The organism is Streptosporangium jomthongense (assembly GCF_042650425.1).
Classification (GTDB): Bacteria; Actinomycetota; Actinomycetes; order Streptosporangiales; family Streptosporangiaceae; genus Streptosporangium.
Window position 1 is genome coordinate 88,351 of record NZ_JBHSBC010000037.1, and the last position, 26,550, is coordinate 114,900.

Below are 26,550 nucleotides of genomic sequence, written 5' to 3' on the forward strand. Positions count from 1 at the left end.
AGTCACCTGTGTGTTCGTAAGGGGCCGGCGCCCACCACTGGGCGCCGGTTCCGTTGGCTCGACGTCAGCCGACATGCTTGGGGCTGGCGGCTCCGCTGAGCGTAATCGTGCCGGGCTTGTGAACAATTACTCGCTTCATTGCGTTGCCTCTCCCATAAATAAGAACAAATCGCAAGTATTCGCACCAGTCATATGGATTGACAAGGCATATCCTCAGACTGGCCGAATCAGGACACGCCTATGGACAAACCGGTTCAAGGGGCATATTTCTGGCGAGGCTGTGTCCAGCGAAAGCCCATACGCGCCTGATCGGAGGAGTCGGCATGACGGGTCGCCCGAGCCCGTACGTGCCCGATCCGGCGGGGCCGGGCACGTACGGTCACACGGTGTGCTCGTACGGCAGGGCACTTCCGCGCCGTGGGGCGGGGCGGAGGGCGGGCGCCGGGGGCGGGGTCACCTGGTGTGGGCACGCTCCCAGAGTACGACGGGCTCCGGCGCGGAGCCGCACGGGTGCCGGAAACGACCCCTGACCTTCCCGTGTGCCGCGCGCCTGGCGGGACCTCCCGGGTGCCGGCGATCCGCTCCGGCGGTGCGGCGCCGGGAGCGCGGGGGCCTCTGGGGGAACGGGTGCGAGAAGAGGTCCCGGAGGACGGCGGGGTGCCTCGTGGGAGGAAAGCATCTTCTGGGGAACGAGGGACTCAACGGTAAATCCGCCTCTTCTGGTGGAGAAATCGAGATAAGTCCCCATGGTTTATTTCTTGGAAAAGTCAAGTGTTGGGATGGCTTTTCTGGAAAAGCCCGGATATTGGGGAGGGGGTCCGGAAACCGCTCCACGGGACGGTCCGGCCCGCGGCCCGCCGTACCGGAGCGTGACCGGTTCCGGCGCACCTCAGCCGGGCAGCGCCGTCCGCTCCCCGGGGACGTCCCCGGGACGGGAGCGGCGCCTGCGCCTGAGGGGGACACCGGGGAGGGCGACGTTGATGAAGGCCTCGGCCTGGAGGGCGGCGATGCCGATGCGCGGCAGGTCGCGGGCGGCCGGGTAGACCACGAACCTGGGGACCCACAGCGGGTGGAACTTCGCGTTGAACCTGTACAGCGACTCGATCTGGAACCACCGGGACAGGAAGACGAGCACGGCGTGCCAGGCGCGGAGCACGGGGCCCGCTCCCAGCCGTTCGCCCCTGGCCAGCACCGCCCGGAACATCGCGAAGTTGAGCGAGACCCTGCTCACCCCGAGTTCGGGGGCGGCCTGGAGGGCCTTGACGATCAGCAGTTCGTTGAGCCCCGGATCGGCGTCGCGGTCACGGCGCATCAGGTCCAGGGAGATGCCGTCCCGTCCCCAGGGCACGAAGTGCAGCACGGCCCGGATGTCCTCGCCGGGCGGGGCGGCGCCGTCCTCACAGGACCGGTGTGCGGTGACGACGACGCACTCGTCGTCCGCGGGGTCGCCGAAGCGGCCGAGCGCCATGGAGAAGCCCCGTTCCGTCTCCGTTCCGCGCCAGGAGTCCGCGGCCTCGCGGATGAGCCTCCTCTCGGTCTCGGAGAGGGTCCCGACCCGCCGCACCCGGCAGGTGTAGCCCGCGCGTTCGACGCGGTTGACCATCTGGCGGACGTTGCGCATCGCCCTGCCCTGGAGGGTGAAGCCCGCCGTCTCGACGACGGCCTCGTCGCCGATCTCCAGGGCGGACAGGTCGCCCTCCCGCGTCCAGACCTCGCCGCCCGCCTCGCTGCACCCGATCACGGCGGGCACCCAGGCATGCCGGGTCGCCTCGTCGAGGAAGCGCCTGATCGCGCCGGGCCACGCCTCGATGTCACCGACGGGGTCGCCGCTGGCGAGCATGACCCCGGCCACGACCCGGTAGGCGATCGCGGCCTTGCCGGAGGGGGAGAAGATCACGCTCTTGTCGCGGCGCAGCGCGAAGTAGCCCAGCGAGTCGCGGGCGCCGTGCCGGGCGAGCATCTCCCGCACGGCCTCCTCCTGCTCCCCGCTGAGCTCGGCGGCCGGCTTCTCCGGGCGCAACGCCAGGTAGGCGGTCGTCACCGCGGTGAGCAGCCCGAGGCCGGTGAGGGAGAAGTAGACCAGGTCGGCGGTCCTGCCGGAGGAGTAGACGACCGGTCCCTCCAGGCCGACGAGTCCCAGCAGCACGTGCTGGAGCCGGTCGCTGAGACTCGGGTCCCCGACGATGGTGTGCGGGTGGGTGTTGACCACGACCCAGCCGATGGCGACGTCCAGGACGAACATGAGCAGGAGGTTCCACACCGCGCGCCAGCGCGTCCTGGGGTCGGAGAGGGCGTGGAACTCGCGGCGGTTGACGACGAGCACCGCGAAGACCAGCATGCTGATCGCGGCGCCGATGATCCGGTGCATGTGCACGAGTTCGATGAGGGCGCTCAGCGGCAGCAGCAGGACCACGGTCCGCCACGCCCGCACCTTCCTGCGCTTGAGGGCGTGGGCGAGCATGACGAGCAGGATGCCCATGACGAGAGAGGCCGCCTGGGCGATCGAGGTGACCGTGCCCGGCAGGAAACCCGCGATCTCACTGACCCGCGTCCCCCTGAACGGGGGGACGACGGCCTTGACGATGTCCAGAATCCCGATCGTCAGCGACGCGTAGCCCGCCGCGGCGGGCACCCAGGGGCGGGAGATGGGTGGACGTTCCCTCATGAGAGGAGGCTAAGCGGTGACGGTCGTCGCTCCGCGCAAGCCCGGCCAACACGACGTTAACTGCGGCCTTACCCGCGCTGAGTAAGTTTGGCGCACAGATCGAGCGGGGACGCGGTAACCGGGTGAGGGGCGGCATGGGAATCACCGCAGTCGGGGTGCAGCTTCTCTTCGGCCTGCTCGCCGTCGCGGCGCTGGCGGCGTCGGTCTGGGCCTGGCCGCTGCTGAGCGGGCGGACCTGGCGTTCGGTCCTCGGCCGGGTCGGGGTGCTCGCGGGAAACCAGATTCTCACCCTGGTGGCGCTCGGCCTGGTGGCGAACGCCTACTTCGGGTTCTACGGCTCCTGGGGTGACCTGCTCGGCACCGAAGGCGACGCGGCGCCGCCCATCGTCGCCGGGGACGGCCGGACCGCAGCCTCGGGACGTCCCGGCCAGGGAGTGACCGAGGTCGGCCAGGTCGCCCTGCCCCCGGGTACGGCGGGCAGGCTGGAGCAGGTCGTCATCTCGGGCGGGGAGAGCGGGATCTCCTCTCCCGGATACGTCTACCTGCCCCACGAGTACTTCGAGAAGAAGTACGCCGGCCGGCGCTTCCCGGTGATCCTCGCGCTGACCGGTTACCCGGGAGACGCCAGGAACCTGATCACCAGGCTGAACCTTCCCGCCATGGCCGCGAAGTCGGTCGCCGGGAAGCGGATGCCTCCCACGATCATGGTGCTCATGCGTCCGACGGTCGTCCCGCCCCGCGACACCGAGTGCGTGGACGTGCCCGGCGGGCCCCAGGTGGAGACGTACTTCACCAGGGACCTGCGGGCGGCCGTCGCCGCCTCCTACCGGACGGGTCTCGACGCGCGGAGCTGGGGCGTCTTCGGCGGTTCGACCGGCGGCTACTGCGCGCTGAAGATGTCCATGCGCCATCCGGAGGCGTTCTCGGCCGCGGTCTCCCTGTCCGGCTACTTCCGCGCGGCCGTCGATGTGACCACGGGCGACCTGTTCGGCGGGAGCGCGAGGCTGCGCGAGGAGAACGATCTGATGTGGCGGCTGCGGAACCTGCCGGTCCCGCCCGTCTCGGTGCTGGTCACCAGCAGCGAGAGGGGGGAGAGCGGCTACGCCGACACCCGCGCGTTCCTGGCGCTGGCGAGGGATCCGATGCGGACCGCGTCGCTGATCCTGCCCAGCGGCGGCCACAACTTCAACACCTGGAACCGGGAGATCCCCCAGGCGCTGCCCTGGCTGGGCGAGCGGCTGCACGCCCCGGCGGCTCCCGGGGAGCACCCCGCCCAGGCGGGCGGCCGGGCCGTACGGCAGGGGCGGAAATGAACGATCCCCCCGGGCCGTGGCCCGAGGGGATCGCTGGGATGGTGGACGATACAGGGATTGAACCTGTGACCTCTTCCGTGTCAGGGAAGCGCTCTCCCGCTGAGCTAATCGTCCTCGTCGAAGAACCAGAGGTGGAGACGGGATTTGAACCCGTGTACACGGCTTTGCAGGCCGTTGCCTCGCCTCTCGGCCACTCCACCGAGCGGGGCCGCGGCCCCTGTTCGAGCGGAAGACGGGATTCGAACCCGCGACCCTCACCTTGGCAAGGTGATGCTCTACCACTGAGCCACTTCCGCGTGTGTTCCCGGACGAGCCGGTCTCACGGACAGAACTCTAGCGAATACTCGCCGACTCCCCAAACCGGATCTCGCCGCCGCAGGGGGTTCGTGACTCCCATGGACACTTCGATACCGGGCGAAAGATGTGAAAGGTAACGTCAGGGCATGGTCGCCGAACACATCGCCGCCGATGCTGACATCGCCCCCGTCGCCGCGCTCATCGCCGATCCGGCGAGGGCCGCGATGCTGACCGCGCTGCTGGACGGCCGCGCGCTGGCCGCCGGTGAGCTGGCCGGGCTCGCCGGGGTGAGCCCGCCGACCGCCAGCTCCCACCTGGCCAGGTTGCTGGAGGGCGGGATGGTCGAGGTCGTCGCCCAGGGAAGACACCGCTACTACCGCCTTGCGGGCCCCGAGGTCGCCGAGGTGCTGGAGGTCCTCGCGCGGGTGGGGGCGCGTCCCGAGGTCCGCTCCCTGCGCCAGTCCCGCCAGGCGCGGCTGCTGGGGGAGGCGCGGACCTGTTACGACCACCTGGCGGGCCGTGCGGGGGTCGATCTGCTCGGGGCTCTCAAGGCCGCCGGGTACCTCGCCGGGGAGGAGGCCTTCGAGGTGACCGGCCGGGGCAGACGGGAGCTCGGCGACCTCGGAGTGGACGTGGACGCGGTCAGGGACACGCGGCGCAGATTCGCCCCCGCGTGCCTCGACTGGACGGAACGCAGGTTCCATCTCGGCGGAGCCCTCGGCGCGGCTGTGACCTGCGCTCTTATAGAGCGCGGATGGTACAGACGTGGGGTGGTCCGCAGAGTGGTCGAAGTCACAGAAAAGGGCAGAAAAGGCATAGCGGCGATCTATGCATGTAAGGAGCTAACATCGCATGCACTAGTTACTGAGATGCGCTGAGACGCGTTGAGTTCGAGAGAGTGACGCCATGGGTGACAGAGCGGTCGTGAACGTCGGGCCGGAACCGCTGAGCTTCGACGAGGTGACCATGGTGGCCCGGCACGGCGCCGAGGTACGCCTCACCGACGACGCCGTCGCGGCCATGGCCGCGGCCAGGATCCGCGTGGACGAGCTCGCGGAGAGCCCGACCCCCGCCTACGGCGTCTCGACCGGCTTCGGGGCGCTGGCCACCCGGCACATCGACCCCTCGCTGCGCGCCCAGCTCCAGCGTTCCCTCGTCCGCTCGCACGCCGCGGGCTCCGGCCCCGAGGTGGAGAAGGAGGTCGTCAGGGCGCTGATGCTGCTGCGCCTGCACACCCTGGCGACCGGCCACACCGGGGTGCGCCCGAAGACGGCCAAGGTCCTGCAGGACCTGCTCAACGCCTCGATCACCCCCGTCGTGCACGAGTACGGCAGCCTGGGCTGCTCGGGCGACCTCGCCCCGCTCTCCCACGTGGCCCTCACGATCATGGGGGAGGGCGTCGTCCGCGACGCGGCCGGAGACCTGCGTGACGCCGCCGAGGCGCTCAAGCAGGCGGGCATCGAGCCCGTCGAGCTGGCGGCCAAGGAGGGCCTGGCGCTGATCAACGGCACGGACGGCATGCTGGGCATGCTCATCCTGGCCATGGACGACCTCGGCCGCCTGTTCAGGACGGCCGACGTCTCCGCCGCCATGAGCGTCGAGGCGCTGCTCGGCACCGACCGCGTCTTCGCCGCCGACCTGCAGGCGCTGCGTCCCCATCCCGGCCAGGCGGCCAGCGCCGCCAACCTCAGGGCCCTGCTCAAGGACTCGGGGATCATGGAGTCCCACCGGGACGGCACCTGCACCCGGGTCCAGGACGCCTACTCCCTGCGCTGCGCCCCCCAGGTGGCGGGAGCCGCCAGGGACACCCTCGCCCACGCCGCCGTCGTCGCCGAACGTGAGCTGGCCTCCGCGGTCGACAACCCGGTGGTCCTGGCCGACGGACGGGTCGAGTCGAACGGCAACTTCCACGGGGCTCCCGTCGGCTACGTGCTCGACTTCCTCGCCATCGCGGTCGCGGACGTGGCGAGCATCTCCGAGCGCCGTACCGACCGGATGCTCGACGTGGCCCGCAGCCACGGCCTGCCCGCCTTCCTGGCCGACGACCCCGGCGTCGACTCCGGTCACATGATCGCGCAGTACACCCAGGCCGCGATCGTCTCCGAACTCAAGCGTCTGGCGGCACCCGCCAGCGTCGACTCCATCCCCAGCTCCGCCATGCAGGAGGACCACGTCTCCATGGGCTGGTCCGCCGCGCGCAAGCTGCGCCGCGCGGTCGACGGACTGACCCGGGTGCTGGCGGTGGAGATCCTCACCGCGGCCAGGGCGCTGGACCTCCGCGCGCCGCACCGGCCCGCCCCCGCGACCGGGGCCGTTGTCGCCGCGCTGCGCCAGACGGTCGCGGGCCCGGGCCCCGACCGCTTCCTCGCCCCCGAGATCGAGGCGGTGACCAGGCTCGTGGCGAGCAACGCGGTCGTGGCCGCAGCCGAGTCCGTCACCGGGCCGCTGGAATAGCCGCCACCACCTCGATCTCGATCATCAGGCCCGGCATGAACAGCCGGGACACCTCGACGGTCGTGCTGGCCGGGGGCTCACCGGTGATGTGACGCCCCCGGACCTCGCCGTACTCCCTCAGCCGTGACATGTCGGTGAGGAAGGTCCGGATGTGGGTCACGTCGTCGAACGAGCACCCCTGGTCGGCGAGGATGCGCGCCAGCATCTCCATCACGTACTCCGACTGGCGGGTCATGTCCCCCTCGCCGACCACCCGGCCCTCCTCGTCGAGCGCCACCTGGCCGGAGACGAACAGCAGATCCCCGGTCCTGGTCGCGTGGGAGTAGTACCCGTTGGTCGCGGGCACCGAGGCCGGGTTCACCTTGCGCACCCCCGCGCTCCCCGTACGGCCCGCCGTCACGTATCCGAAGACGGCCGTCAGGTCCTGGTCGCCGAGCCCGGCGGAGACCGCCCCGAGCAGCAGTTCCTCGGCCGCCGCCGCCAGCGTCCCGTGTCCGGCCAGCCCCAGGTCCTTGGCGGCGAGCCCGAGGGAGTAGGCGGTCGGTTGCGGCCCGTTCTCGACGACGGGGCGCACCCGTTCGACGAGTGAGGCCAGCGGGGTCCCGCCGAGCACGTCCAGCAGCGTCCCGGTGTCCACACCGGCCGCCGCCGCGTGGGCCAGGTTCTCCGCGAGCAGCACCTGCGCCGGGACCAGCGCGCTCATCACCGCGAGCTTCAGCGCCGCCCCGGAGCCGGGACCGCCGCTCTCCCGTACCCGCCCGAAGACCTCAAGCACCTCGCGGCAGCGGGCCAGGTCTCCGGCGTCGCCGCCGGCCAGCACCGTCAGCGTGCCGTCCGCGGCGGGTCCCACACTGCCGAGCACCGGCGCGTCCACCAGCCCGACCCCGGGGGGCAGCAGGTCACGGAGCCCGGTGACCGCCTCGGGGCCGATCGTGGACATCTCGACGACCAGGGCTCCCGGCCGCAGCTCCGGGGCCGCCGCGGTGAGCACCTCCCGCACCGCCGCGGGGCCGGTGAGCATCGTGATCACAAGGTCCGCCTTCGCGACGGCCTCGGCCGCCGTCGCCGCGCTCACGGCCCCCTCGACCGTACGGGGAGTGCGGTTCCAGACCGTGACCTCGTGCCCCGCCGCCACGAGCCGTCGTGCCATCGGGGCGCCCATACGCCCCAAACCCAGGAAGGAAATCATGCCGTTCACGCTATGAGGGGCCAAGACATTCCACCAGCGACTAGATTTCATGCATCCCATGTGAAGGAGGAATGTGTTCGACATCGACGCCCTGCGCCTCATGGACGCCGTCGTCAGGACCGGCTCGTTCACCGGGGCCGCGGCCCTGCTCAACTACACCCAGTCCGCGGTCTCCCGGCGCATCGCCTCCCTCGAACAGCAGGCGGGCGGCCCGCTGTTCGAACGCCTCCCCAGAGGAGTACGGCTCACGCCCGCGGGCCAGGCGCTCCACCTGCACGGGCTGGCCGTGCTCAACCGGCTCGCCATGGCCGAGGAGGAACTGGCGGGCATCCACGGCGGCTACCGGGGACGGCTGCGCGTCGGCGCCTTCGCCACCGCCAACGTCGCGCTGGTTCCCAGGGCCCTGCGGGACTTCGGCCGCGAGTTCCCGGGAGTCGCGCTCACCGTGGTCGAGGGGCCGAGCGCGGGCCTGCTGCGCCGTATGCGGGAGGGGGCCCTCGACATCGCCGTGATCAGCGACTACCCGTCGGGCCTGCCGTACGAGGAGGAGGTCGAGACCGTCGAACTGGTCGATGACGAGCTGCTGGTCGCGCTGCCCAGGGACCATCGGCTCGCCGCGGGGCCGGAGGTGGACCTGCGGGAACTGCGGGAGGAGACCTGGATCGAGGCGGCCCCTCCCGGCGGGACGACCATGCTCGACACGGCCTGTGCCAAGGCGGGCTTCAGCCCGCGCGCCAGGCTCAGGATCGCCGAGTGGACCGGGAAGTTCGGCTTCGTGGCCGCGGGGCTCGGCGTCACGCTGGTTCCCGGCATCGCCGCGCACGCCGTACCCCGCGACCTCGTCCTGCGCTCGCTGGGCGACCTCGCCCCGCGCAGGTCCGTGTACGCCGCGCTGCCACGCGCCACCCCGCCCTCGGTCCTGCCCGCGGCCCGCGCGCTGGCCGGGTTCCTGGCCGACGCCGTGGGGACGGCGGCGTTTCCGCCGGCGGGATCGGCACCGCCGTCCGCGCGGGCATAACCTGGGGCGGCGTCCCGTGAGGAACGGCACTTGTTCCACCATCAGATCCGGCAGTTTCAGGAGGAGCCCGATGAACGTCCCCGTCTGGGTCAACGGGCGGCTCGTAGAGCCAGAGCAGGCGACGGTCTCGGTCTTCGACCACGGCCTGCTGGTCGGCGACGGCGTGTTCGAGACCGTCAAGTGCGTCGGCGGCGTCCCCTTCGCGCTCACCCGGCACCTCGACCGGCTGCTGGTCTCCGCGACGCGGATGGGCATGGCGGAGCCGGACGTGGAGTTCGTCGAGGCGGGCGTGCGCGCCTGCCTGGCACAGGCGCCGTCGTGGCCGCTCGGCCGGATCCGCATCAGCTACACCAGCGGCCCCGGCCCTCTCGGCTCGGACCGGGGCGGGACGGACGGCACCGTCGTCGTGATCGTCGCGGACCAGAAGCCCTTCCCCGTGACCGCGGACGTCACGGTGGTGCCGTGGGCCCGCAACGAGCACGGCGCGCTGGCCGGGGTCAAGTCGACCTCCTACGGCGAGAACGTCCTGGCCCTGGCCTACGCCAAGGCCAGGGGAGGTGGCGAGGCGATCTTCGGGAACCTGGCGGGAAACCTGTGCGAGGGCACCGGCAGCAACGTCTTCGTCGTCCGTGACGGGCGGATCGTCACCCCCACGCTCGCCTCGGGCTGTCTGGCCGGGATCACCCGCGCGCTCACCCTCGAATGGTGCGGGGGAGCGGAGGAGGACCTTCCCCTCTCCGCGCTCGCCGAGGCCGAGGAGGCCTTCCTGACCTCGACGACCCGCGACATCCAGCCGATCAGGACGGTCGGAGAGACCGTGCTCCCCACCGCCCCCGGCCCGGTGACGGCCAAGGCGATGCGGGTCTTCGCCGAACGGAGCGCGGCCGACGTCGACCCGTGATCCGTCACGGGAACGCCGCAAACGCGACGCCGCCCGCGGGCCTGAAGCCTGCGGGCGGCGCCGGACGGAGCCTCAGGAGCTCCAGAGCATGTTGCTGAGCTCGGCGTCGAGATCCATGAAGTCGGTCTCACGGCCTGCGGGGACCAGCTCGTAGGTCCGGTGCAGGAACTCGGTGAGAGGCGCGAGAGGCACCTCGAACAGAGCCTGCCCGAAGGGCGAGGTGAGACTGATGTGCAGTGTCCGCTCGCCGTCGGCGCGCGCGGGCCACACCTGGACGTCTCCGTCGCCGACCCGTCGCACGATGCCGACGGTCAGCAGTTCACGGGCGAAGATCCACTCGACCGGTTCGTCGTTCCCCACATGGAAGGCCATTCTGATCGCGTAGGGATCATCGGCCGTGTAGCTGAGTCCGGCGAGCAGGGGGACGGTGGTACGGTCGGGGACCACAAGCCGAAGGCCCAGCTCGGCAGAGACGGTGGAGCTGTTCATCGTCAGCCAAACCTTTTTCGTCGTCGGTCCCCTCTGCGGGGCTTTCACTGCTCTGGCGGACTCTTCGTCCCGAGCTATGACGCGGAACAAAGAAACCTGTAGGGAAGATTCCGCCTCCGGGCCCTTCTGTAACGCACATCACAGCGCGACATTTGGGTCTCTACCTGGCTAAACATCACCAACAGGGCCATATTTGCAAGGGTTTTGCGTATCGTTTTGGTCACCGTCGACTCCCCCTGCCGGGGCGTCTCGGGCCATAGAGGTTGAGCCTGGGTCGTACGGTGCTTCTACGGATCAGGACGATGCTATGACACCGTAGCCCCCTGCTGGACGCATCCACGGACCTTTGGTTCGCGTCCGTGTCGCGCCTTCAAGATCGTCTCCTCTCCCGCGTCGCTTCGCCAGTGCTCTCGGATTGCTGTATGGTTTTCCACGTCGGCACCGTCAGGCGCCGACAGGGCGGGCGATTAGCTCAGCGGGAGAGCGCTTCGTTCACACCGAAGAGGTCACTGGTTCGATCCCAGTATCGCCCACGCGAGTAAGACGCAGACATTGGCCCGGAGGTTTACCCGAACCTCCGGGCCTGCTGCTGTCCGGCCCCGGATGCAGACCCTGGAAGGATCCCCTCCGCCGAAGGCGAGGATCACGACCCGCTCTCCGTCATGGTCGACGACGGCTCCTCCTTCCCGGCCTGCGGGGAGCCCGTACCCGCCGGACGACATGCTCGGCATGGGAAGGCACTCCAGTTCGAAGGACGGATCGGTGCGGCTTCCGGCGCCCAGTTCGCGGTAGGTCTTCGTGAGGCGCCGTTCGACCGTGCTCGTGGTGACGTAGAGCTTCTTTGAGACCTGCTGGTCGGTGTCGCCACGCGCGGCGAGCACGGCGACCCGGTGCTCGGCCCTGCTCAGCTGGTCGACGGGGAGCCGGGCGTCGAGCCATACCGTGGTCACGGCGATCCGGCGTTCCGCCGTGACCACGGGGTACGCCTGGCCGGCGAGGCACGCCAACAAAACCCGGGCGCCGTGTGTCCAAGAAGATATGGAATGGAGAAACAGGACACGACGTGGCCCGGCGACCTCCCTGGTGACGGCGGCGGTGCTGGCCGCCGTCACCGCGTGCGCCCCGCCCGCGCTCTCCGGGACGGCCGCCGCACCGGTTCCGGCACGGCCCACCGGCCCCCCGGCGGGCACGGGGACACAGCAGAGCACCGGGACGGCGGTGTTCGAGGGGGCGAGCCTGTCCACCGCGGCCGCCGGGCGCTGCCGTACCGAGGGGCTCAGGGCGGGCGTCGGCCGGGTGGACGCGGGGGCGGGGCAGCGGTACGCGCCGCTGGTGCTCACCAACACCTCGGCGAAGAGCTGCTGGGTCTACGGCTTCGTCGGCCTGGTCATGTTCGACGCCAAGGGGGACGCCCTGCGCACCAGGGTCCGCAGGGAGAACGTCCCGGCGCACCGGGTGACACTGCGCCCCGGGGCCTCGGCGCACGCCAGACTCCACTGGACCACGGTGCCGAGCGGGCGCGAGACCTCGTGCCCGTCCGCGGCACGCCTGATGATCATTCCGCCGGACGAGGTGGCGCACCTGGAGATCCCCTTCGCCGGTGTGGTCTGCGGCGACGGCAGGCTCGACGTCACCCCGATGGTCTCCGGCTCCAGGCTGTGAACGCGCCGGGAGCCGCGTTCTCCGAAAAACGATCAACAGGTGCCTAAACTGGCCGCAGTCACGAGAACGGAGTTCTGTGGTGCGGATCGGACTGTCACTCGGTGAGCCGGCGGGCCCCGGCGAACTGGTGAACCTGCGCAGGCAGATCGAGAGGGCGGCCGACGACGGCTTCTCCTCCGCCTGGCTGTCCAACATCTTCGGCCTCGACGCGCTGACCGCGCTGGCCGTCGCGGGTGGTCAGGTGCCCGGGATCGAACTGGGCACCTCCGTCGTGCCCGCCTATCCGCGCCATCCGGCGGCTCTGGCCCAGCAGGCGCTCACGGTCAACGCCGCCCTCGACGGCAGGCTCGCCCTGGGCGTCGGCCTGTCGCACAAGGTCGTCATCGAGGGCATGTACGGCTACAGCTTCGACCGGCCTGCCAGGTACATGCGGGAGTACCTCTCCGTCCTGGTGCCTCTACTGCGCGGCGCGCAGGTGGCCTTCGAGGGCGAGACCCTCACCGCGCGGATCGGGCTGACCACCCCCGGCGCCGGGAACCTGCCCGTGCTGGTCGCCGCGCTGGCCCCACGCATGCTCAAGCTGGCGGGAGAGCTGGCCGACGGAACCGTGCTGTGGATGACCGGCCCCAAGACCGTGACCGAGCACATCGCGCCCGCCGTGACCGAGGCCGCGCGGGCGGCGGGACGGCCCGCGCCCAGGATCGTGTGCGTCCTGCCGGTCTGTGTCACCGACGACGCCGAGGCCGCGAGGGCGAAGGCCGCCGAGCTGTTCGCGCTCTACGGTGAGCTGCCGTCCTACCGGGCGGTCCTCGACCGGGAGGGGGCCGCGGGCCCGGCGGACGTCGCGATCATCGGGGACGAGGAGAGCGTCTCCGCCAGGATCGGCGAGCTCGCCAAGGCCGGGGTCACCGACTTCGCCGCCGCGGTGTTCGCCGAGGGCCGCAGGACACGGGAGTTCCTCAAGACCCTCCTGTGACGCCCGCCGTCATGACCGCCCTCCTGTCAGAGGCCGAACGCGGTCAGCGTCACCCACGCGGTGCCGAGCCCGGTCAGCGCCCCGACGGCGACCTGGGGCGGGGTGTGGTGGCCCAGCCGTACCCTGGCCCAGCAGACGACGGCCACGACCAGCGCCCCCGCGGCCAGTGTCGGTACGGCGGGCAGCACCCTGGAGAGCACGACGACGCTCCCCGCGGACACGGCGGCGTGGAAGGAGATCTTCCACCTGAGCGTGACCGGGACCGTCACCGCGAGGGCGGCCAGCATCGCGGTCACCGTGGAGACCAGCAGCGTGGGCGCCCGCAGCAGGACCAGCAGCACCAGCGCGGCCAGCACCGCGCAGACGGCGACCAGCAGCGGCTTCGTCCGGCTCGCGCGGTCGACCAGATGGTGGGAGTCGAGCCGCCCCGAGCGGACCCCGGCCGCGATCACCCCGGCGGGGACCCCGCCGCACAGCGCCGAGGTCCCCAGGCCCCACAGGACGCCCGGCCAGCCGTCGGCCAGCAGCCCGACGACCGGGGGCAGCGCGATGACCAGCACCTGCGGGGCGAAGACGCCGGTGACCAGCCGGGCCGCCGCCGTCCCCGGCTCATCGCGTGCCATCTCCCGACCGTCCATGCCGTCCTCCCCGCCTGTGCCAGGTCCGCCGGGATAACCTTGGCAGGCGGGCGGCCCCGGGGTGACATCCCGCAGGCCGCCGGAGCGCGGTGGGCGTGTGAGGTCAGTCGTTGGCGTGCAGGGCGCTGTTGAGCTCGATGCCCGTGCCGGAGCGCGGCACGACCTCGACGGCCCCGGAGGTGGAGTTACGGCGGAACAGCAGGCCCGGCGAGCCGGAGAGCTCGGCGGCCTTGGCGACCTTCCCGTCGGGCAGGACGACCTTCGTCCCGGCCGTGACGTACAGGCCCGCCTCGACGACGCAGTCGTCGCCCAGCGAGATGCCCACGCCGCTGTTGGCGCCGAGCAGGCAGCGGCTCCCGATGGAGATGACCTGCTTGCCGCCGCCGGACAGGGTGCCCATGATCGAGGCGCCGCCGCCGACGTCGGAGCCGTCGCCGACCACCACGCCCGCCGAGATGCGGCCCTCGACCATGGACGTGCCGAGCGTGCCCGCGTTGAAGTTGACGAACCCCTCGTGCATCACGGTCGTGCCCGCGGCCAGGTGGGCGCCGAGGCGGACCCGGTCGGCGTCGGCGATCCGCACTCCGGAGGGCATCACGTAGTCGGCCATCCGGGGGAACTTGTCCACGCCGTGGACGGTCACCGGGCCACGCGCGCGCAGGCGCAGCCGTACGGCCTCGAAGCCCTCGACGGGGCACGGGCCGTGGCTGGTCCACACCACGTTGGCGAGCAGGCCGAAGATGCCGTCCAGGTTCTGCCCGTGCGGCTGGACGAGCCGGGCGGAGAGCAGGTGGAGACGGAGGTAGACGTCGTGGGTGTCGGCGGGGGCCTCCGACAGCTTGGTGATCCCGGTGAAGACCGCGACCACCTCGACTCCCCTGGCATCGTCCGGTCCGAGAAGCGCGGTGACCTCGGGGCCGAGGGCCTCGGCGGCCTCCTGGGCGGTCAGCCGCCTGGTGCCCGGCGAGGCGGGGTCACCCAGGCGCGGGTCGGGGAACCAGGTGTCGAGCACGGTGCCGTCTGAGGCGATGGTGGCGATGCCGACGCCGTGGGCGCCGGAGGTCTGAGCTGCTGCGTTCACGCCGACCAAGCCTAGTCAAAGCGGGTGCAACGGCCGTACGGCGAGGGTGTGGCCGGCGTGTGCGCAAGCCTCTCCGTCAATAGCCTGGCCGCCATGTTGCCCATGTTGCACGGCATCGACGTGTCGAACTGGCAGGGGGCGGTCGACTGGGGCGGGCACGCCGACAACGGCGTGTCCTTCGCCTTCGCCAAGGCCACCGAGGGGAGCACCTTCACCGACCGGTGGTTCGAGCGCAACTGGACCGGCATGCGGGAGAACTGGATCGTCTGTGGCGCCTATCACTTCGCCAGGCCCGCGGGCGACCCGGAGGACCAGGCGCGCCGCTTCCTCGGGACGGTCGAACGGGCGGGCGGGCTGCGCCACGGAGACCTGGTCGCCCTCGACCTGGAGACCGGTGACCGGCTGCCGCCCAGGAAGGTGGCCCGTTTCGCGCGCGCCTGGTGCGAGGCCGTCGCCGCCCGCGCGAGGGTCAGGCCGGTGATCTACACCTTTCTGGCCTTCGCCGACGCGGGCAACTGCGCCGGGCTTGAGGACCACCCGCTGTGGATCGCCGCCCCCGACCATCCGACGGGCAGGCCGGAGATCCCGCAGCCGTGGCACAGATGGACGATCCACCAGTACTGTCACGAACCGCTGGACCGCAACGTCTTCCGGGGGACCAGGGCGCAGCTCACCTCGCTGGGCTACCGGCCCCGGCGGCGCACTGGAAAAAGGCGTGGCGGACACCGGTAGCATCGGATCCATAGTCGGGTTTCCCGAGAACCAGCGTCACGCATACCGAGGAGCAACCGTGTCGGCCGTGTCAGAACTGCGCATCACCCTCGCCGGAGCCGAGCGTGTGGTGGCGGGGGGCACGACGTACGGCGACGCCCTCGGGGCGGACGGCCGCTCGGTGGTCGCCGCCAGGGTGAACGGCGAGCTGAGGGACCTCGCGGCCGTGGTGTCCGAGGGCGACCAGGTCGAGCCCGTCGAGGCGGCCAGCGCCGACGGCCGGGCCATCGTGCGCCACTCGACCGCCCACGTCATGGCCCAGGCGGTGCAGGAGATCTTCCCCGAGGCCAGGCTCGGCATCGGCCCGCCGGTCGAGAACGGCTTCTACTACGACTTCGACGTCAAGGACCCCTTCACCCCCGACGACCTCAAGCGCATCGAGAAGCGCATGCGGGAGATCGTCAAGCAGGGGCAGCTCTTCTCCCGCAGGAGGGTCTCCGACGAGGAGGCGCGCGCGGAGCTGGCGGCCGAGCCGTACAAGCTGGAGCTGATCGGGCTCAAGGGCGGCGGTGACGCCGAGGAGAGCGTCGAGGTGGGCGGCGCCGAGCTGACCATCTACGACAACCTCGACCCCAAGTCCGGCGAGCTGTGCTGGAAGGACCTGTGCCGGGGCCCGCACGTGCCCAGCACCCGTTCCATCCCGGCGTTCAAGCTGATGCGCACCGGCGGCGCCTACTGGCGGGGCAGCGAGAAGAACCCGCAGCTGCAGCGCATCTACGGCACCGCGTGGGAGTCCAGGGAGCGGCAGGACGAGTACCTCCACATGCTGGAGGAGGCCGAGAAGCGCGACCACCGCAAGCTGGGCGCCGAACTCGACCTGTTCTCCTTCCCCGAGGAGCTCGGCTCGGGACTGCCGGTCTTCCACCCCAAGGGCGGCGTGATCCGCAGGGTGCTCGAGGACTACTCGCGGCGCAGGCACGAGGAGGCGGACTACTCCTTCGTCAACACCCCGCACATCACCAAGGGCCACCTCTACGAGATCTCCGGTCACCTCGACTGGTACGCCGACGGTATGTTCCCGCCCATGGAGCTTGAGGGGGCCAGTTACTACCTCAAGCCGATGAACTGCCCGATGCACAACCTGATCTTCAGGTCGCGCGGGCGTTCCTACCGTGAGCTGCCGCTGCGGCTGTTCGAGTTCGGCACCGTCTACCGCTACGAGAAGTCGGGCGTGGTCCACGGCCTGACCCGGGTGCGCGGCCTGACCCAGGACGACGCGCACATCTACTGCACCCGCGACCAGATGCGCGACGAGCTGAAGTCGCTGCTGAGGTTCGTCCTCGACCTGCTGCGTGACTACGGCCTCGACGACTTCTACCTTGAGCTGTCCACCAAGGACCCGGAGAAGTTCGTCGGCTCGGACGAGGACTGGGAGGAGGCGACCGCGACACTGCGCGAGGTCGCCGAGTCGGAGAACCTCGACCTCGTCCTCGACCCCGGCGGGGCCGCCTTCTACGGGCCGAAGATCTCCGTGCAGGCGCGCGACGCCATCGGGCGCAGCTGGCAGATGTCGACCATCCAGCTCGACTTCAACCTGCCGAAGCTCTTCGAGCTGGAGTACCAGTCGTCGGACGGCACGCGCCAGCAGCCCATCATGATCCACCGGGCGCTGTTCGGCTCGATCGAGCGCTTCTTCGGCGTCCTGGTCGAGCACTACGCGGGCGCCTTCCCTCCCTGGCTCGCCCCCGTGCAGGTCGTCGGCATCCCGATCGGCGACGCCCACGTCCCCTACCTTCAGGACCTGGCCAAGAAGGCCCGCGAGCGGGGCGTCAGGATCGAGGTCGACGCCTCCGGCGACCGCATGCAGAAGAAGATCCGCAACGCGCAGAAGGCCAAGGTGCCGTTCATGCTCCTGGCCGGTGACGAGGACATCGCCAACGACGCGGTCTCCTTCAGGTTCCGCAACGGCGAGCAGAAGAACGGCGTCCCCGTCGCCCAGGCGATCGACGAGATCGTCGACGCGATCGAGCGGCGCGTCCAGGTCTGATCCCCGCCTCCGGCGCGGCCCGTGCCTCCGACGCGGAGCACGGGCCGCTCACCGGGTCAGACGTCCTCGGCGGAACGGCCGGTGACGGGCTCGCCGGGCAGGCGGACGTCCTCGACGCCCACGTTGACCTCGACGACCCGCATGCCCAGCATCCGGCTGACCGTGCGGGCCACGTTGTTCTTGACCTCGTTGGCCACGTCCATCACGACGTGGCCGTACTCCGCGACGATCGAGACGTCGATCGCGACCGTGCGGTCCTGGACGTGGGCGCTCACACCCCGCCCGCTCCTCCTGGCTCCGGGGGCCACCCGCTCGCCGATCGCCTCAAGCACGCCGGAGGGGTCCTCGCCGAGCCCCACGACACCGGCGACCTCCAGGGTCGCGAGGGCGGCCACCTTCTCGACCACCTCGTCGGCCACCCTGATGCGGCCCTTCACCACCGCGGCGGCCCCGGCGGTTCCCGGGTTCTCGGAGACCGCGGGAGCGGTGGCGAGGGAAGCCGAGAGGTTCAGCGGGAACGGGCGGGCGGCCGGAGCCTCAGCGGGAGAGTCGGTCTCCTCGGTGATCTCTTCGACGGAGACGTCGGTCATGGGTACTCCTCGGCTTTCGGTGGTCATGCTCGCGAGGATTCTGCCGGAAAATAGGCCGCTTTGTCCGCATATACAGGCGGCACCGGCTGGGGACGCCCGAAACCGGTGGGCCTATGCTGCAATGCATGCAGGAGAGCGAGCCGATCGAGCAGGCGGGGGCTGGGGTCCCTGACAACTTCCAGCGACTGTGGACTCCGCACCGGATGGCCTACATCAAGGGGGAGAACAAGCCGGCGGGCTCCGGCCCCGGCGACGGCTGTCCCTTCTGCGAGATCCCCGAACTGAGCGACGAGGACGGCCTGATCGTCGCCAGGGGAACCGCGGTCTTCGCCCTGCTCAACCTCTACCCGTACAACTCCGGCCACCTGATGGTCTGCCCCTACCGGCACGTGGCCGACTACGCCGACCTCGACGAGGTGGAGACCGCCGAGCTGGCCGACTTCACCAAACGGGCGCTCACCGCCCTGCGCAAGGCCAGCGGCGCGCAGGGCTTCAACGTGGGCATGAACCTCGGCGACGTCGCCGGAGCGGGCATCGCCGCCCACCTGCACCAGCACGTGGTGCCCCGCTGGGGCGGGGACACCAACTTCATGCCGGTCGTCGGTCACACCAAGGTGCTGCCTCAGCTGCTGCGCGACACCAGGGAACTGCTCGCGGGCTCCTGGCCCGCCTCCGCGTAGGACCCCCTCTCGCCGAGGGCCCTGACCCCGACCGAGAGCACCAGCGGTACGGCCAGCGCCAGGGCCATGGACAGCACGGCGGCGCCGGAGTCGTTGACCAGGGTGCCGACGACCCCGCTGACCAGGGTGCCGATCAGACCGGCGCGCAGCGTGGGGGAGTACTCGAAGGCCGCGGGCAGCACCCCCGCGCTGGCCGCGTCCGGCCGCAGCAGCGCGTAGACCAGGAAGGCGAACGCGGCGATCACGATCGGCATCAGGTTCGGGTTGAGCAGCGTGCCCAGCATCGCGCCGAGCTTGCGGCTGACCACCTCGAAGGCCTCGCCGGTGAAGATCTGGCCGACGAAACGGCCCAGGTGGGTCTGGGAGCCGGGCGGGCGCAGGTGGTCGAGATAGGCGATGGTCATCACGATGACACCGCCCGCCACGCAGAACGCGCCCAGCTTGACGATCGAGACCCGCCTGCCCGCGATCAGCAGCGCCGTCACGGCGATGCCGGGCACGAAGGCGATCACCCCGCCGAAGTCACTGCCGATCCCGGGGAAGCCGCCCAGGATCATCGCGACTCCTCCCAGCGTCGCCACGATCCCGACCGCCGCGTTCTTACGCCCCACGCTCACCAGCCGGTGGGCGATCGAGGTCACCACCAGCAGAACCGAGGTGGCGAACAGCGCGAACGGGATGTTGCCCAGACCCGAGTAACGGGCGCCGACCACGGCGGTGTAGCCCATGACGCTGTTGAACTGCAGGTTCGTCCCGGTCACCAGGTCACCGGCGATGACCGCCGCGGTGACGCCCGTGACGAACACCAGCGGCCCGAGCGGGGAACGGCGCCACGGGCCCGCCAGCGCGGTCACGGCCAGCAGCAGGGTGATCACGACGATCCCGCCGACCACGGCGGCCAGCGGCGTCCCCGTGTGCTCCCAGGCGAGAAGGTTGACCAGGTAGGTCGAGACCGGCAGGCACGCCAGCGTGACCGCGGCCACCCTGACCCCGCCGAGCCCGCGCCTGCGGCGCATCAGCAGGAAGGCGACGACGTAGAACAGCACCTGCAGCGCGGCCACCGAGGTGAAGAAGATCCCGCCCATGTCCCTGATCGCCTGGCCGGCCCCGTCGTCGTCGACCAGTTCGGCCTTGGCCCCCTCGACCCCGCCCGTACGGCTCGCCGCCACCCGCCAGGGCACCCCGATCACCGAGGGCGGTACGGCCACGCCCGTGACCCCGAGCATCGTGGCCGTGATGTCGGGCACGATGGAGACGTCCTCACGGTGGGTCGAGGGCGCCCCGAGGAAACGGCCCGAGGCGTCCTGAGCGCGCATCATGGCCACCCGCAGGTGCGGGACGCCCCCGTGGTCTCCCAGACCCGCCAGCAGCACGACGGCGTCCTGCGGGAGGGCGTTCAGCGCCGCCCCCGTCTTGGCGTCCGCCAGCCGCAGGGCCTGCGCCCGCCGCTCCGGGGTGAGGGCGTCCTCGGCCTCGGGCAACCGCCCGCCGGTCACGTAGGGCCGGATCAGGTCGTCGACGTCGACCGCGGCCACCCGGCACGCGTCGAACGCGCCGGGGGTCAGCCGTTCCGGGGAGGCGGCGTAGCGGTCGACCCGCCCCGACCGGTCGGCCAGGGCGAGGGCCGCCCCGGGCCCCACCGCGAGCGTGCAGCCGCCCGCTGCGTGCACGGCGTCGCCGAGCGTGCCGGTGCCGCGCTGCCCCGCGACCCGGTACAGGTAGTCGTAGCCGGGGATGACGGCGCCCTGTCCCTCGGGGGTGGGCTCGGGCGGCAGGCCGCAGCCGTACCCGACGGCGGACCTGATCCCGGCGGAGACCGTGAGCCAGCCGTCGTAGGGGCAGGTCACGCGGCCGACCGTGCGGACCGAGAGCGACCCGGTCGCGCTCCGGCCCGCCAGGGCCCACAGGTTCGGCGTGCCCTCGGGGGTCAGGTCGCTCCACAGCAGACCGGGGATCCCGATCAGCACCACCCGCGCGGGACCGTCCGCATGGGCCGTGACCCGGACCGCCGGTTGCGCCGCCGCGTGCGCGGCCCCAGGCCACAGCACTCCCAGGACCAGCGCGAACACGGCAAGCGTTCGCCTCACCGGAGACCTCCCTGACTCAGCCGAGTGTCGGCACCGTACGGGAAGGTAGGGGAAGAGCCCGTCCGAGGTCTACCGGAAGGAGAGAATCACCGGTATCAACCGGGTCAAGGTAGGACGATCTTGGCAGTTGGGCTCTCGTTCTGCAGGCGGTCGAGCGCGGTGACGAGGTAGGTCCCGCTCCCGCGCGCGGTGAAACTCTGCCGCGCCTGGTCCGAGGCGGGCACCACGGCGAGAAGGTTGCGGGCGTCCGCGGTCGCGCACGCCCCGGCCTCACCGGAGGCGACCCGGTAGACGGCGTAGGAGCGGGCGTCGGGGGAGGGGTTCCAGCTGATCGTGCCGTCCTGGACCCTCAGGTCCGCGGGCGTGGCCGGGGCCCTGCCGCCGAGACCCTTGATCAGGGGCAGCAGCGCGGGGCGGGTGTAGTACTTGGCCACGACCCGGTCGAGCGCGCCGAGCGGGTTGGTCAGGAGCTGCTTGGCGCTGAAGTAGACGTCGCCGTTGACCTCCTTGTACTTGCGGTTCACCGCCAGGTGGGAGGCCAGCTCACCCGCCTTGGTCCAGGCCGGGGTGTCGGTCGCCCCGACCCGGTAGAGGCCCTGCCCGATGTACAGGTCGACGTCGGTGCCCTTGACCTGGGCGGCCCACCACGGCACCAGCACGTCGTAGTCGGCCGCCTTGAAGCCGCGCGGCCAGTACAGCTGCGGGATGACGTAGTCGACCGTGCCCTTCTTGATCCAGTGGCGGGCGTCGGCGTAGATGGAGTCGTAGGCGGACATGCCGCCGGTGGCCGAGCCCGTCGGGTCCTGCGCCTTGTTGCGCCAGATCCCGAAGGGGCTCACGCCGAACTTGAGGTACGGCTTCACCTGGTGAACCGCCGTGTCGACCTGGGAGATCAGCGCGTTGACGTTGGAACGCCGCCAGTCGGCCCGCTTGGCGCCCTTGCCGTACTTCCTGAAGGCCGCGTCGTCGCCGAACGGCGCGCCCGCGCCGGGATAGGGGTAGAAGTAGTCGTCGAAGTGGACGCCGTCCACGTCGTAGCGCTGGGCCACGTCCTTGACGACCGCGGTGACGTGGTCGCGGACCGCGGGCAGGCCGGGGTTGTAGTAGATCTTGCCCTCGTGCTTGACGATCCACTCCGGGTGCTCACGGGCGGGGTGGCCCGCGGGAAGCCCCTCCGCGCCCCCCTCGAACGCGGCACGGTAGGGGTTGAACCAGGCGTGGAACTCAAGCCCGCGCCGGTGGGCCTCGGCGATCAGGAACGGCAGCGGGTCCCAGCCGGGGTCCTTGCCCGCCGTGCCGGTCAGATACTCCGACCAGGGCTCAAGAGACGACTTGTACAGCGCGTCCGAGGCCGGGCGGACCTGGAAGAACACCGCGTTGAAGCGGCGTTTGACCGCCTGGTCGAGGATCTTGACGTACTCGGCGCGCTGCCTGGCGGGCGAGAGCCCGGTGCGGGAGGGCCAGTCGATGTTCTTCACCGTCGCGATCCAGATGCCGCGCATCTCCCGCTTGGGGTATCTCGCGTCCGTCTCGCAGGCGGCCGTCACGCTGTCCGCCGCCGGTGTGCCCGAAGCCGGTTCGGTCCCGGTCTGTGTGGCGGACTCGGCGGCCTTGGTGGTCTTGGAGGCCTTGGAGTGCTTGGCCGGCTTCGCCGGAGGGGCGTCCGGGCCGAAGGTGTAGGCCGCGCCGGTCGTGAGGACAGCGAGGGCGGTTGCGGCGAGCAAAGGACGTCCGGTTCGCATGGTTCATCAGTCTGTCATCGGGACCGGGGTACTTTGGCCCTGAAAAAAGAAATCATTCCGTGACGCTACTGTTATGTAGTCAATCCTTGGGAGGCGTGGGCGGCGGCGCCCACGCCTCCCTCGGATCAGCTCGCGACCTTGTCCGCCAGGTGGGCGGGCAGCGGCTCGTAGCGCAGGAAGACACGGTGGAACGTCCCCGTGCCGTGCGACATGGACCGCAGGTCGATCGCGTAACGGGTGATCTCAAGCTCGGGCACCTCGGCGCGGACGAGCGTGCGGCCGGTGCCGACCGGCTCGGTGCCCAGGACGCGTCCCCTGCGGGAGGACAGGTCCGACATCACCGAGCCGACGTGGTCGTCGGGAACCAGCACGGTGACCTCGTCGACCGGTTCGAGCAGCAGCGTGGGAACCTTGGCGGCGGCCTCCTTCAGCGCCAGCGCCCCGGCGATCTGGAAGGCCATGTCCGAGGAGTCGACCGAGTGGGCCTTGCCGTCGTACAGCGTCACCCGCACGTCGACCAGCGGGTAGCCGGCCAGCACGCCGCGTTGCATCTGGGTGCGCACCCCCTTCTCGACGGAGGGGATGAACTGACGCGGGACCACACCGCCGACGATCTTGTCGACGAACTCGAAGCCCCCGCCGGAGGGCAGCGGCTCGATCTCCAGATGGCAGATGGCGTACTGGCCGTGCCCGCCGGTCTGCTTGACGTTGCGGCCCAGCGCCTGGCAGCTGCCGCCGAAGGTCTCCCTGAGCGGCACCCGCAGCCCGATCTTCTCGACCTCGACGCCGTGGCGCCTGCTCAGCCGGTCGAGCAGGACGTCCGCGTGGGCCTCGCCCATGCACCACAGCACCAGCTGCCTGGTCTCCGGGTTGTTCTCCAGCCTGAGCGTGGGGTCCTCGGCGACCAGGCGCTGCAGGGCCTGCCCGAGCTTGTCGTCGTCGGCCTTCGACTTCGCCTGGATCGCCACGGGCAGCAGCGGGTCGGGCATGCTCCAGGCGGTCATCAGCAGTGGCCGCTCCTTGTCGGACAGGGTGTCGCCGGTCTCGGCGCGCGACAGCTTCGCCACCGCGGCGATGTCGCCCGCCACGCATGCGGCGACCGTGCGCTGGGTCTTGCCCAGGGGGCAGGAGAGCGCGCCGATGCGTTCGTCCACGTCGTGGTCCTCGTGCCCCCGCTCGGCCAGCCCGTGGCCGGAGACGTGCACGGTCATGTCGGGGCGCAGCGTGCCGGAGAACACCCTGACCAGGCTGATGCGGCCGACATAGGGGTCGCTGGTGGTCTTGACGACCTCGGCGACGAGAGGTCCCTCCGGGTCACAGGTGACATCGGTGACCGGTTTGCCGTCGATCGTGGTGATCTCGGGCAGCGGGTGCTCAAGCGGGGAGGGGAAGCCCTGGGTGACGAGTTCGAGGATCTCGAAGGCGCCGACCCCCGCCCCGGTGGCGAGCACCGGATAGAAGCCCCCGCGGGCCACCGCCTTCTCCAGGTCGCCGATGAGGGTCTCGGTGCCGATCTCCTCACCCGAGAGGTAACGGTCCATCAGGGACTCGTCCTCGCTCTCCTGGATGATCCCCTCGATCAGGGAGGCGCGGTAGAAGTCGATCCTGTCCCGCTGTGAGGCGTCGGGGACGCCCTCGGTGCGCCTGCCGCCGGTGTAGTCGTGGAAGGTCTGGGTCAGCAGCCCGACCAGGCCCCTCAGCTCGCCCCCCTCGGCGACCGGAAGGTACAGCGGTGCCACGCCGTCGCCGAAGGCGTCCTGGCAGGCGGTCAGCACCTCGTCGAACTCGGCCCGCTGGTGGTCGAGCTTCGTGATCACCACGGCGCGGGGCATCCCGACGGCCGTGCACTCCTCCCAGAGGATCCGGGTGAGGCCGTCGATCCCCTCGGAGGCGGAGACGACGAAGAGCGCCGCGTCCGCCGCGCGCAGCCCGGCCCGCAGGTCACCCACGAAGTCGGCGTAACCGGGGGTGTCCAGCAGGTTGACCTTGACGCCGTTGTGGACCAGCGGGGCCAGGGTCAGGTTGACCGAGCGCTGCTGGCGCACCTCGACCTCGTCGAAGTCGCTGACCGTGCCGCCGTCCTCGACCCGGCCCGCGCGCTGCACGGTCCGCGTCGCGGCCAGCAGCGTCTCCACGAGGGTCGTCTTGCCCGAGCCGGAATGGCCGACCAGTACGACATTGCGAATCATGTCCGGCCGGTCGGCCGCGGGCGCCCTACCCGCGGCTCCCGCTGTCCCGCCGGTTGCCTTCTCTGCCACGTCGCCTCCTGCGTCGTTGCCGAAGGAGCGCGGCCGCGTGCGGCCACACCCCGGGGTCCGCCGCCGCGTCCGTACACCGCAAGGACGCGGTGTGTTCACCAAATACCCGTGTGGCGAATATCACAAGAGGGCCGAGGTGATCCGGTCGCGGAGCGTTGGATGCGCGCTCACAGGTTGTGTGGCCTACGATCGGAGCGCGATGCTGAAACTTCTGCGCCCCGCCGTGACCCGAATCCTGACCCCCCTGGGCAGGGCGCTCGCCCGCCGGGGGATCAGCCCCAACATGGTCACCGCGGTCGGCACAATCGGCACCGTGGCCGCGGCTCTCTTCTTCTATCCCCGTGGGCAGTTGTTCCCCGGCAGTGTCGTGATCACTATTTTCGTGCTGGCCGATCTGCTCGACGGGGTCATGGCCAGGATGTCGGGCCCGGGAAGCCTCTGGGGCGCCTTCCTCGACTCCACCCTCGACCGGGTCGGCGACGCCGGGATCTTCTCGGGGCTGGTGATCTGGCTCATGCTGGACGGACAGCGGACGCTGGCGATGGTCGCCCTGTTCTGCCTGGTCGCCGGGGCCGTGGTGTCCTACGTCAAGGCCAGGGCCGAGGGATTGGGCATGACGTGCGACGTCGGTCTCGTCGAACGGCCGGAACGGCTGGTCGTCGGCCTGGTCGCCGCAGGGATCGGCGGGCTCGGCGTGCCGTACGTGCTGTCTGGGGGGCTCTGGCTGCTGGCCGTGGGAAGCGCGGTCACGGTCGTCCAGCGTCTCCTGCACGTCTACCGCCAGGCCTCCTCCTCGGCGTCACGCCCCCTCCGCTGATCGGAAAAAGCGATGACAGGCAAGCCATCTCCCCAGGATCGTCTCGTCGCCGCGGGGTTCGGCGCGGGCTGGGCGATCGTCCCCCACCTGCCGGAACGCCTCACGGCCTGGGCGTTCAGGACGGCCGCCGACCGGTTGTGGAGGCGTCGCGGCGCCTCCGTCCTCCGTCTTGAGGCCAACCTCGCCCGGGTCAAGGGCACGTCGAAGGACGACCCGGCGATCCGCGAGCTGAGCCGTGCGGGCATGCGCTCCTACTTCCGCTACTTCCACGAGGTCTTCCGCCTGCCCTCCATGCCGAAGGCGGAGATCCTCTCCCGCATGCACGCCGTCGGTGTCCAGCGGGTCCACGACAACCTCGCCGCGGGCCGGGGGGTCGTCATGGCGCTGCCGCACATGGGCAACTGGGACATGGCGGGCGCCTGGTTCCGCGCGACGGGGCACCCGTTCACCACCGTCGCCGAACGGCTGCGGCCGGAGTCGCTGTTCCTGCGCTACACCGCCTTCAGGAAGGGGCTGGGGATGGAGGTGCTGCCGCTCACCGGCGGGGACGGGCACACCTTCGGCACCCTGTCGCAGCGGCTGAGGGCGGGGGGCGCGGTCGCGCTGCCCGCGGAGCGGGACCTCACGGCCAAGGGGATCGAGGTCGGCTTCTTCGGCTCGGCCACGCGCATGCCCGCCGGGCCCGCCCTGCTGGCCGTGCACACGGGGGCGGCGCTGGTCCCGACGACCCTGTGGTTCGAGGGAGACGACTGGGGCCTGCAGTTCCACGACGAGATCGCCGTCCCGCAGGAGGGCACCCGCGCGGAGAAGGTCGCCATCCTCACCCAGGCCCTGGCCGACGTCTTCGCCAAGGGCATCGCGGAGCACCCGCAGGACTGGCACATGCTCCAGCGGCTCTGGCTGGAGGATCTGGAGCCCCGCACATGAACGCCTTC

At 70.9% G+C, this 26,550-nt stretch carries 22 protein-coding genes and 4 tRNA genes; 13 read left to right on the forward strand and 13 right to left on the reverse strand.

The genetic code is table 11. The annotated features are described in order from the left end of the window. Window positions 1–889: 889 nt before the first annotated feature. Window positions 890–2,665 (reverse strand): phosphatidylglycerol lysyltransferase domain-containing protein, encoded by a 1,776-nt coding sequence (locus ACFOYY_RS31580; RefSeq protein ID WP_352011649.1) that lies wholly within the window; start codon window positions 2,663–2,665, stop codon window positions 890–892. Between the two features lie 134 nt (window positions 2,666–2,799). Between ACFOYY_RS31580 and ACFOYY_RS31585 the strand changes: the two genes are divergently transcribed. Continuing rightward, complete coding sequence (locus ACFOYY_RS31585; RefSeq protein ID WP_386194710.1) at window positions 2,800–3,978, forward strand: alpha/beta hydrolase; 1,179 nt, start codon at window positions 2,800–2,802, stop codon at window positions 3,976–3,978. Between the two features lie 39 nt (window positions 3,979–4,017). Here ACFOYY_RS31585 and ACFOYY_RS31590 read toward each other — a convergent pair. From ACFOYY_RS31590 to ACFOYY_RS31600, 3 genes are all read right to left on the reverse strand, one after another. Next, a tRNA-Val gene (locus tag ACFOYY_RS31590) sits at window positions 4,018–4,092 on the reverse strand. 15 nt (window positions 4,093–4,107) lie between these two features. Further along, a tRNA-Cys gene (locus ACFOYY_RS31595) sits at window positions 4,108–4,178 on the reverse strand. 24 nt (window positions 4,179–4,202) lie between these two features. After that, window positions 4,203–4,274 (reverse strand) — tRNA-Gly (locus tag ACFOYY_RS31600). A gap of 147 nt (window positions 4,275–4,421) precedes the next feature. Here ACFOYY_RS31600 and ACFOYY_RS31605 point away from each other — a divergent pair. Both ACFOYY_RS31605 and hutH read left to right on the forward strand, forming a co-directional pair. After that, complete coding sequence (locus ACFOYY_RS31605; protein WP_386194712.1) at window positions 4,422–5,153, forward strand: ArsR/SmtB family transcription factor; 732 nt, start codon at window positions 4,422–4,424, stop codon at window positions 5,151–5,153. 28 nt (window positions 5,154–5,181) lie between these two features. Then, window positions 5,182–6,729, forward strand: coding sequence for a histidine ammonia-lyase (gene hutH / locus ACFOYY_RS31610; RefSeq protein WP_352011652.1), 1,548 nt, complete (start codon window positions 5,182–5,184; stop codon window positions 6,727–6,729). Here the strand turns inward: hutH and ACFOYY_RS31615 are convergent. Beyond that, a complete protein-coding gene (locus ACFOYY_RS31615) occupies window positions 6,710–7,978 on the reverse strand; it encodes an NAD(P)-binding domain-containing protein (protein WP_386194715.1) in 1,269 nt (422 codons plus the stop codon). The genes hutH and ACFOYY_RS31615 overlap by 20 nt on opposite strands. 13 nt (window positions 7,979–7,991) lie before the next feature. Between ACFOYY_RS31615 and ACFOYY_RS31620 the strand changes: the two genes are divergently transcribed. Both ACFOYY_RS31620 and ACFOYY_RS31625 read left to right on the forward strand, forming a co-directional pair. After that, window positions 7,992–8,936, forward strand: coding sequence for a LysR family transcriptional regulator (locus ACFOYY_RS31620; RefSeq protein ID WP_362911439.1), 945 nt, complete (start codon window positions 7,992–7,994; stop codon window positions 8,934–8,936). 70 nt (window positions 8,937–9,006) lie between these two features. Next, window positions 9,007–9,837, forward strand: a complete 831-nt coding sequence (locus ACFOYY_RS31625) for an aminotransferase class IV (RefSeq protein WP_352011655.1) — start codon at window positions 9,007–9,009, stop codon at window positions 9,835–9,837. Window positions 9,838–9,909: 72 nt separating this feature from the next. On the opposite strand, the gene ACFOYY_RS31630 is transcribed toward ACFOYY_RS31625, so the two are convergent. Beyond that, entirely contained in the window at window positions 9,910–10,326 is a 417-nt protein-coding gene (locus tag ACFOYY_RS31630) for an SsgA family sporulation/cell division regulator (RefSeq protein ID WP_089210725.1), read from the reverse strand. A 461-nt stretch (window positions 10,327–10,787) separates the two neighbouring features. Between ACFOYY_RS31630 and ACFOYY_RS31635 the strand changes: the two genes are divergently transcribed. Next, window positions 10,788–10,859 (forward strand) — tRNA-Val (locus ACFOYY_RS31635). On the opposite strand, the gene ACFOYY_RS31640 is transcribed toward ACFOYY_RS31635, so the two are convergent. After that, a complete protein-coding gene (locus ACFOYY_RS31640) occupies window positions 10,833–11,276 on the reverse strand; it encodes a helix-turn-helix domain-containing protein (RefSeq protein WP_386194718.1) in 444 nt (147 codons plus the stop codon). The two genes, ACFOYY_RS31635 and ACFOYY_RS31640, sit on opposite strands and share 27 nt — an antisense overlap. Before the next feature lie 88 nt (window positions 11,277–11,364). On the opposite strand from ACFOYY_RS31640, the gene ACFOYY_RS31645 reads away from it, so the two are divergent. Continuing rightward, entirely contained in the window at window positions 11,365–11,988 is a 624-nt protein-coding gene (locus ACFOYY_RS31645) for a DUF4232 domain-containing protein (protein WP_352011657.1), read from the forward strand. Between the two features lie 79 nt (window positions 11,989–12,067). Then, window positions 12,068–12,964 (forward strand): TIGR03564 family F420-dependent LLM class oxidoreductase, encoded by an 897-nt coding sequence (locus ACFOYY_RS31650; RefSeq protein WP_386194721.1) that lies wholly within the window; start codon window positions 12,068–12,070, stop codon window positions 12,962–12,964. Window positions 12,965–12,990: 26 nt separating this feature from the next. Here the strand turns inward: ACFOYY_RS31650 and ACFOYY_RS31655 are convergent, their stop codons facing one another. Together ACFOYY_RS31655 and dapD are read right to left on the reverse strand one after the other, a co-directional pair. After that, window positions 12,991–13,587 carry a hypothetical protein gene (locus ACFOYY_RS31655; RefSeq protein ID WP_352011659.1) on the reverse strand — a complete coding sequence of 199 codons (597 nt, stop codon included), beginning with the start codon at window positions 13,585–13,587 and terminating at the stop codon, window positions 12,991–12,993. 118 nt (window positions 13,588–13,705) lie between these two features. Beyond that, window positions 13,706–14,683, reverse strand: a complete 978-nt coding sequence (gene dapD / locus ACFOYY_RS31660; protein WP_352011660.1) for a 2,3,4,5-tetrahydropyridine-2,6-dicarboxylate N-succinyltransferase — start codon at window positions 14,681–14,683, stop codon at window positions 13,706–13,708. 93 nt (window positions 14,684–14,776) lie between these two features. Here dapD and ACFOYY_RS31665 point away from each other — a divergent pair, with 93 nt between their 5' ends. Next, window positions 14,777–15,415 carry a glycoside hydrolase family 25 protein gene (locus ACFOYY_RS31665; protein ID WP_386194723.1) on the forward strand — a complete coding sequence of 213 codons (639 nt, stop codon included), beginning with the start codon at window positions 14,777–14,779 and terminating at the stop codon, window positions 15,413–15,415. A gap of 58 nt (window positions 15,416–15,473) precedes the next feature. Further along, window positions 15,474–17,441 carry a threonine--tRNA ligase gene (thrS, locus tag ACFOYY_RS31670; protein WP_352011662.1) on the forward strand — a complete coding sequence of 656 codons (1,968 nt, stop codon included), beginning with the start codon at window positions 15,474–15,476 and terminating at the stop codon, window positions 17,439–17,441. 56 nt (window positions 17,442–17,497) lie between these two features. Here thrS and ACFOYY_RS31675 read toward each other — a convergent pair whose 3' ends face one another. Beyond that, entirely contained in the window at window positions 17,498–18,031 is a 534-nt protein-coding gene (locus ACFOYY_RS31675) for an Asp23/Gls24 family envelope stress response protein (RefSeq protein WP_352011663.1), read from the reverse strand. A gap of 125 nt (window positions 18,032–18,156) precedes the next feature. On the opposite strand from ACFOYY_RS31675, the gene ACFOYY_RS31680 reads away from it, so the two are divergent. Then, on the forward strand, window positions 18,157–18,711 hold the full coding sequence (locus ACFOYY_RS31680; protein ID WP_352011664.1) for an HIT family protein: 555 nt from the start codon (window positions 18,157–18,159) through the stop codon (window positions 18,709–18,711). Here ACFOYY_RS31680 and ACFOYY_RS31685 read toward each other — a convergent pair. From ACFOYY_RS31685 to ACFOYY_RS31695, 3 genes are all read right to left on the reverse strand, one after another. Next, complete coding sequence (locus ACFOYY_RS31685; RefSeq protein ID WP_386194726.1) at window positions 18,654–20,798, reverse strand: hypothetical protein; 2,145 nt, start codon at window positions 20,796–20,798, stop codon at window positions 18,654–18,656. The genes ACFOYY_RS31680 and ACFOYY_RS31685 overlap by 58 nt on opposite strands. 104 nt (window positions 20,799–20,902) lie before the next feature. Beyond that, window positions 20,903–22,540 carry a glycoside hydrolase family 10 protein gene (locus ACFOYY_RS31690; protein ID WP_386194728.1) on the reverse strand — a complete coding sequence of 546 codons (1,638 nt, stop codon included), beginning with the start codon at window positions 22,538–22,540 and terminating at the stop codon, window positions 20,903–20,905. Between the two features lie 125 nt (window positions 22,541–22,665). After that, the gene (locus ACFOYY_RS31695) at window positions 22,666–24,798 is read right to left on the reverse strand and encodes an elongation factor G-like protein EF-G2 (protein ID WP_386194730.1); all 2,133 of its coding nucleotides are present in this window, start codon (window positions 24,796–24,798) and stop codon (window positions 22,666–22,668) included. A gap of 199 nt (window positions 24,799–24,997) precedes the next feature. Between ACFOYY_RS31695 and pgsA the strand changes: the two genes are divergently transcribed. Together pgsA and ACFOYY_RS31705 are read left to right on the forward strand one after the other, a co-directional pair. Continuing rightward, a complete protein-coding gene (pgsA, locus tag ACFOYY_RS31700; protein WP_352011668.1) occupies window positions 24,998–25,615 on the forward strand; it encodes a phosphatidylinositol phosphate synthase in 618 nt (205 codons plus the stop codon). Between the two features lie 12 nt (window positions 25,616–25,627). Continuing rightward, window positions 25,628–26,542, forward strand: coding sequence for a phosphatidylinositol mannoside acyltransferase (locus ACFOYY_RS31705; RefSeq protein ID WP_386194732.1), 915 nt, complete (start codon window positions 25,628–25,630; stop codon window positions 26,540–26,542). The last annotated feature ends 8 nt before the right edge of the window (window positions 26,543–26,550 follow it).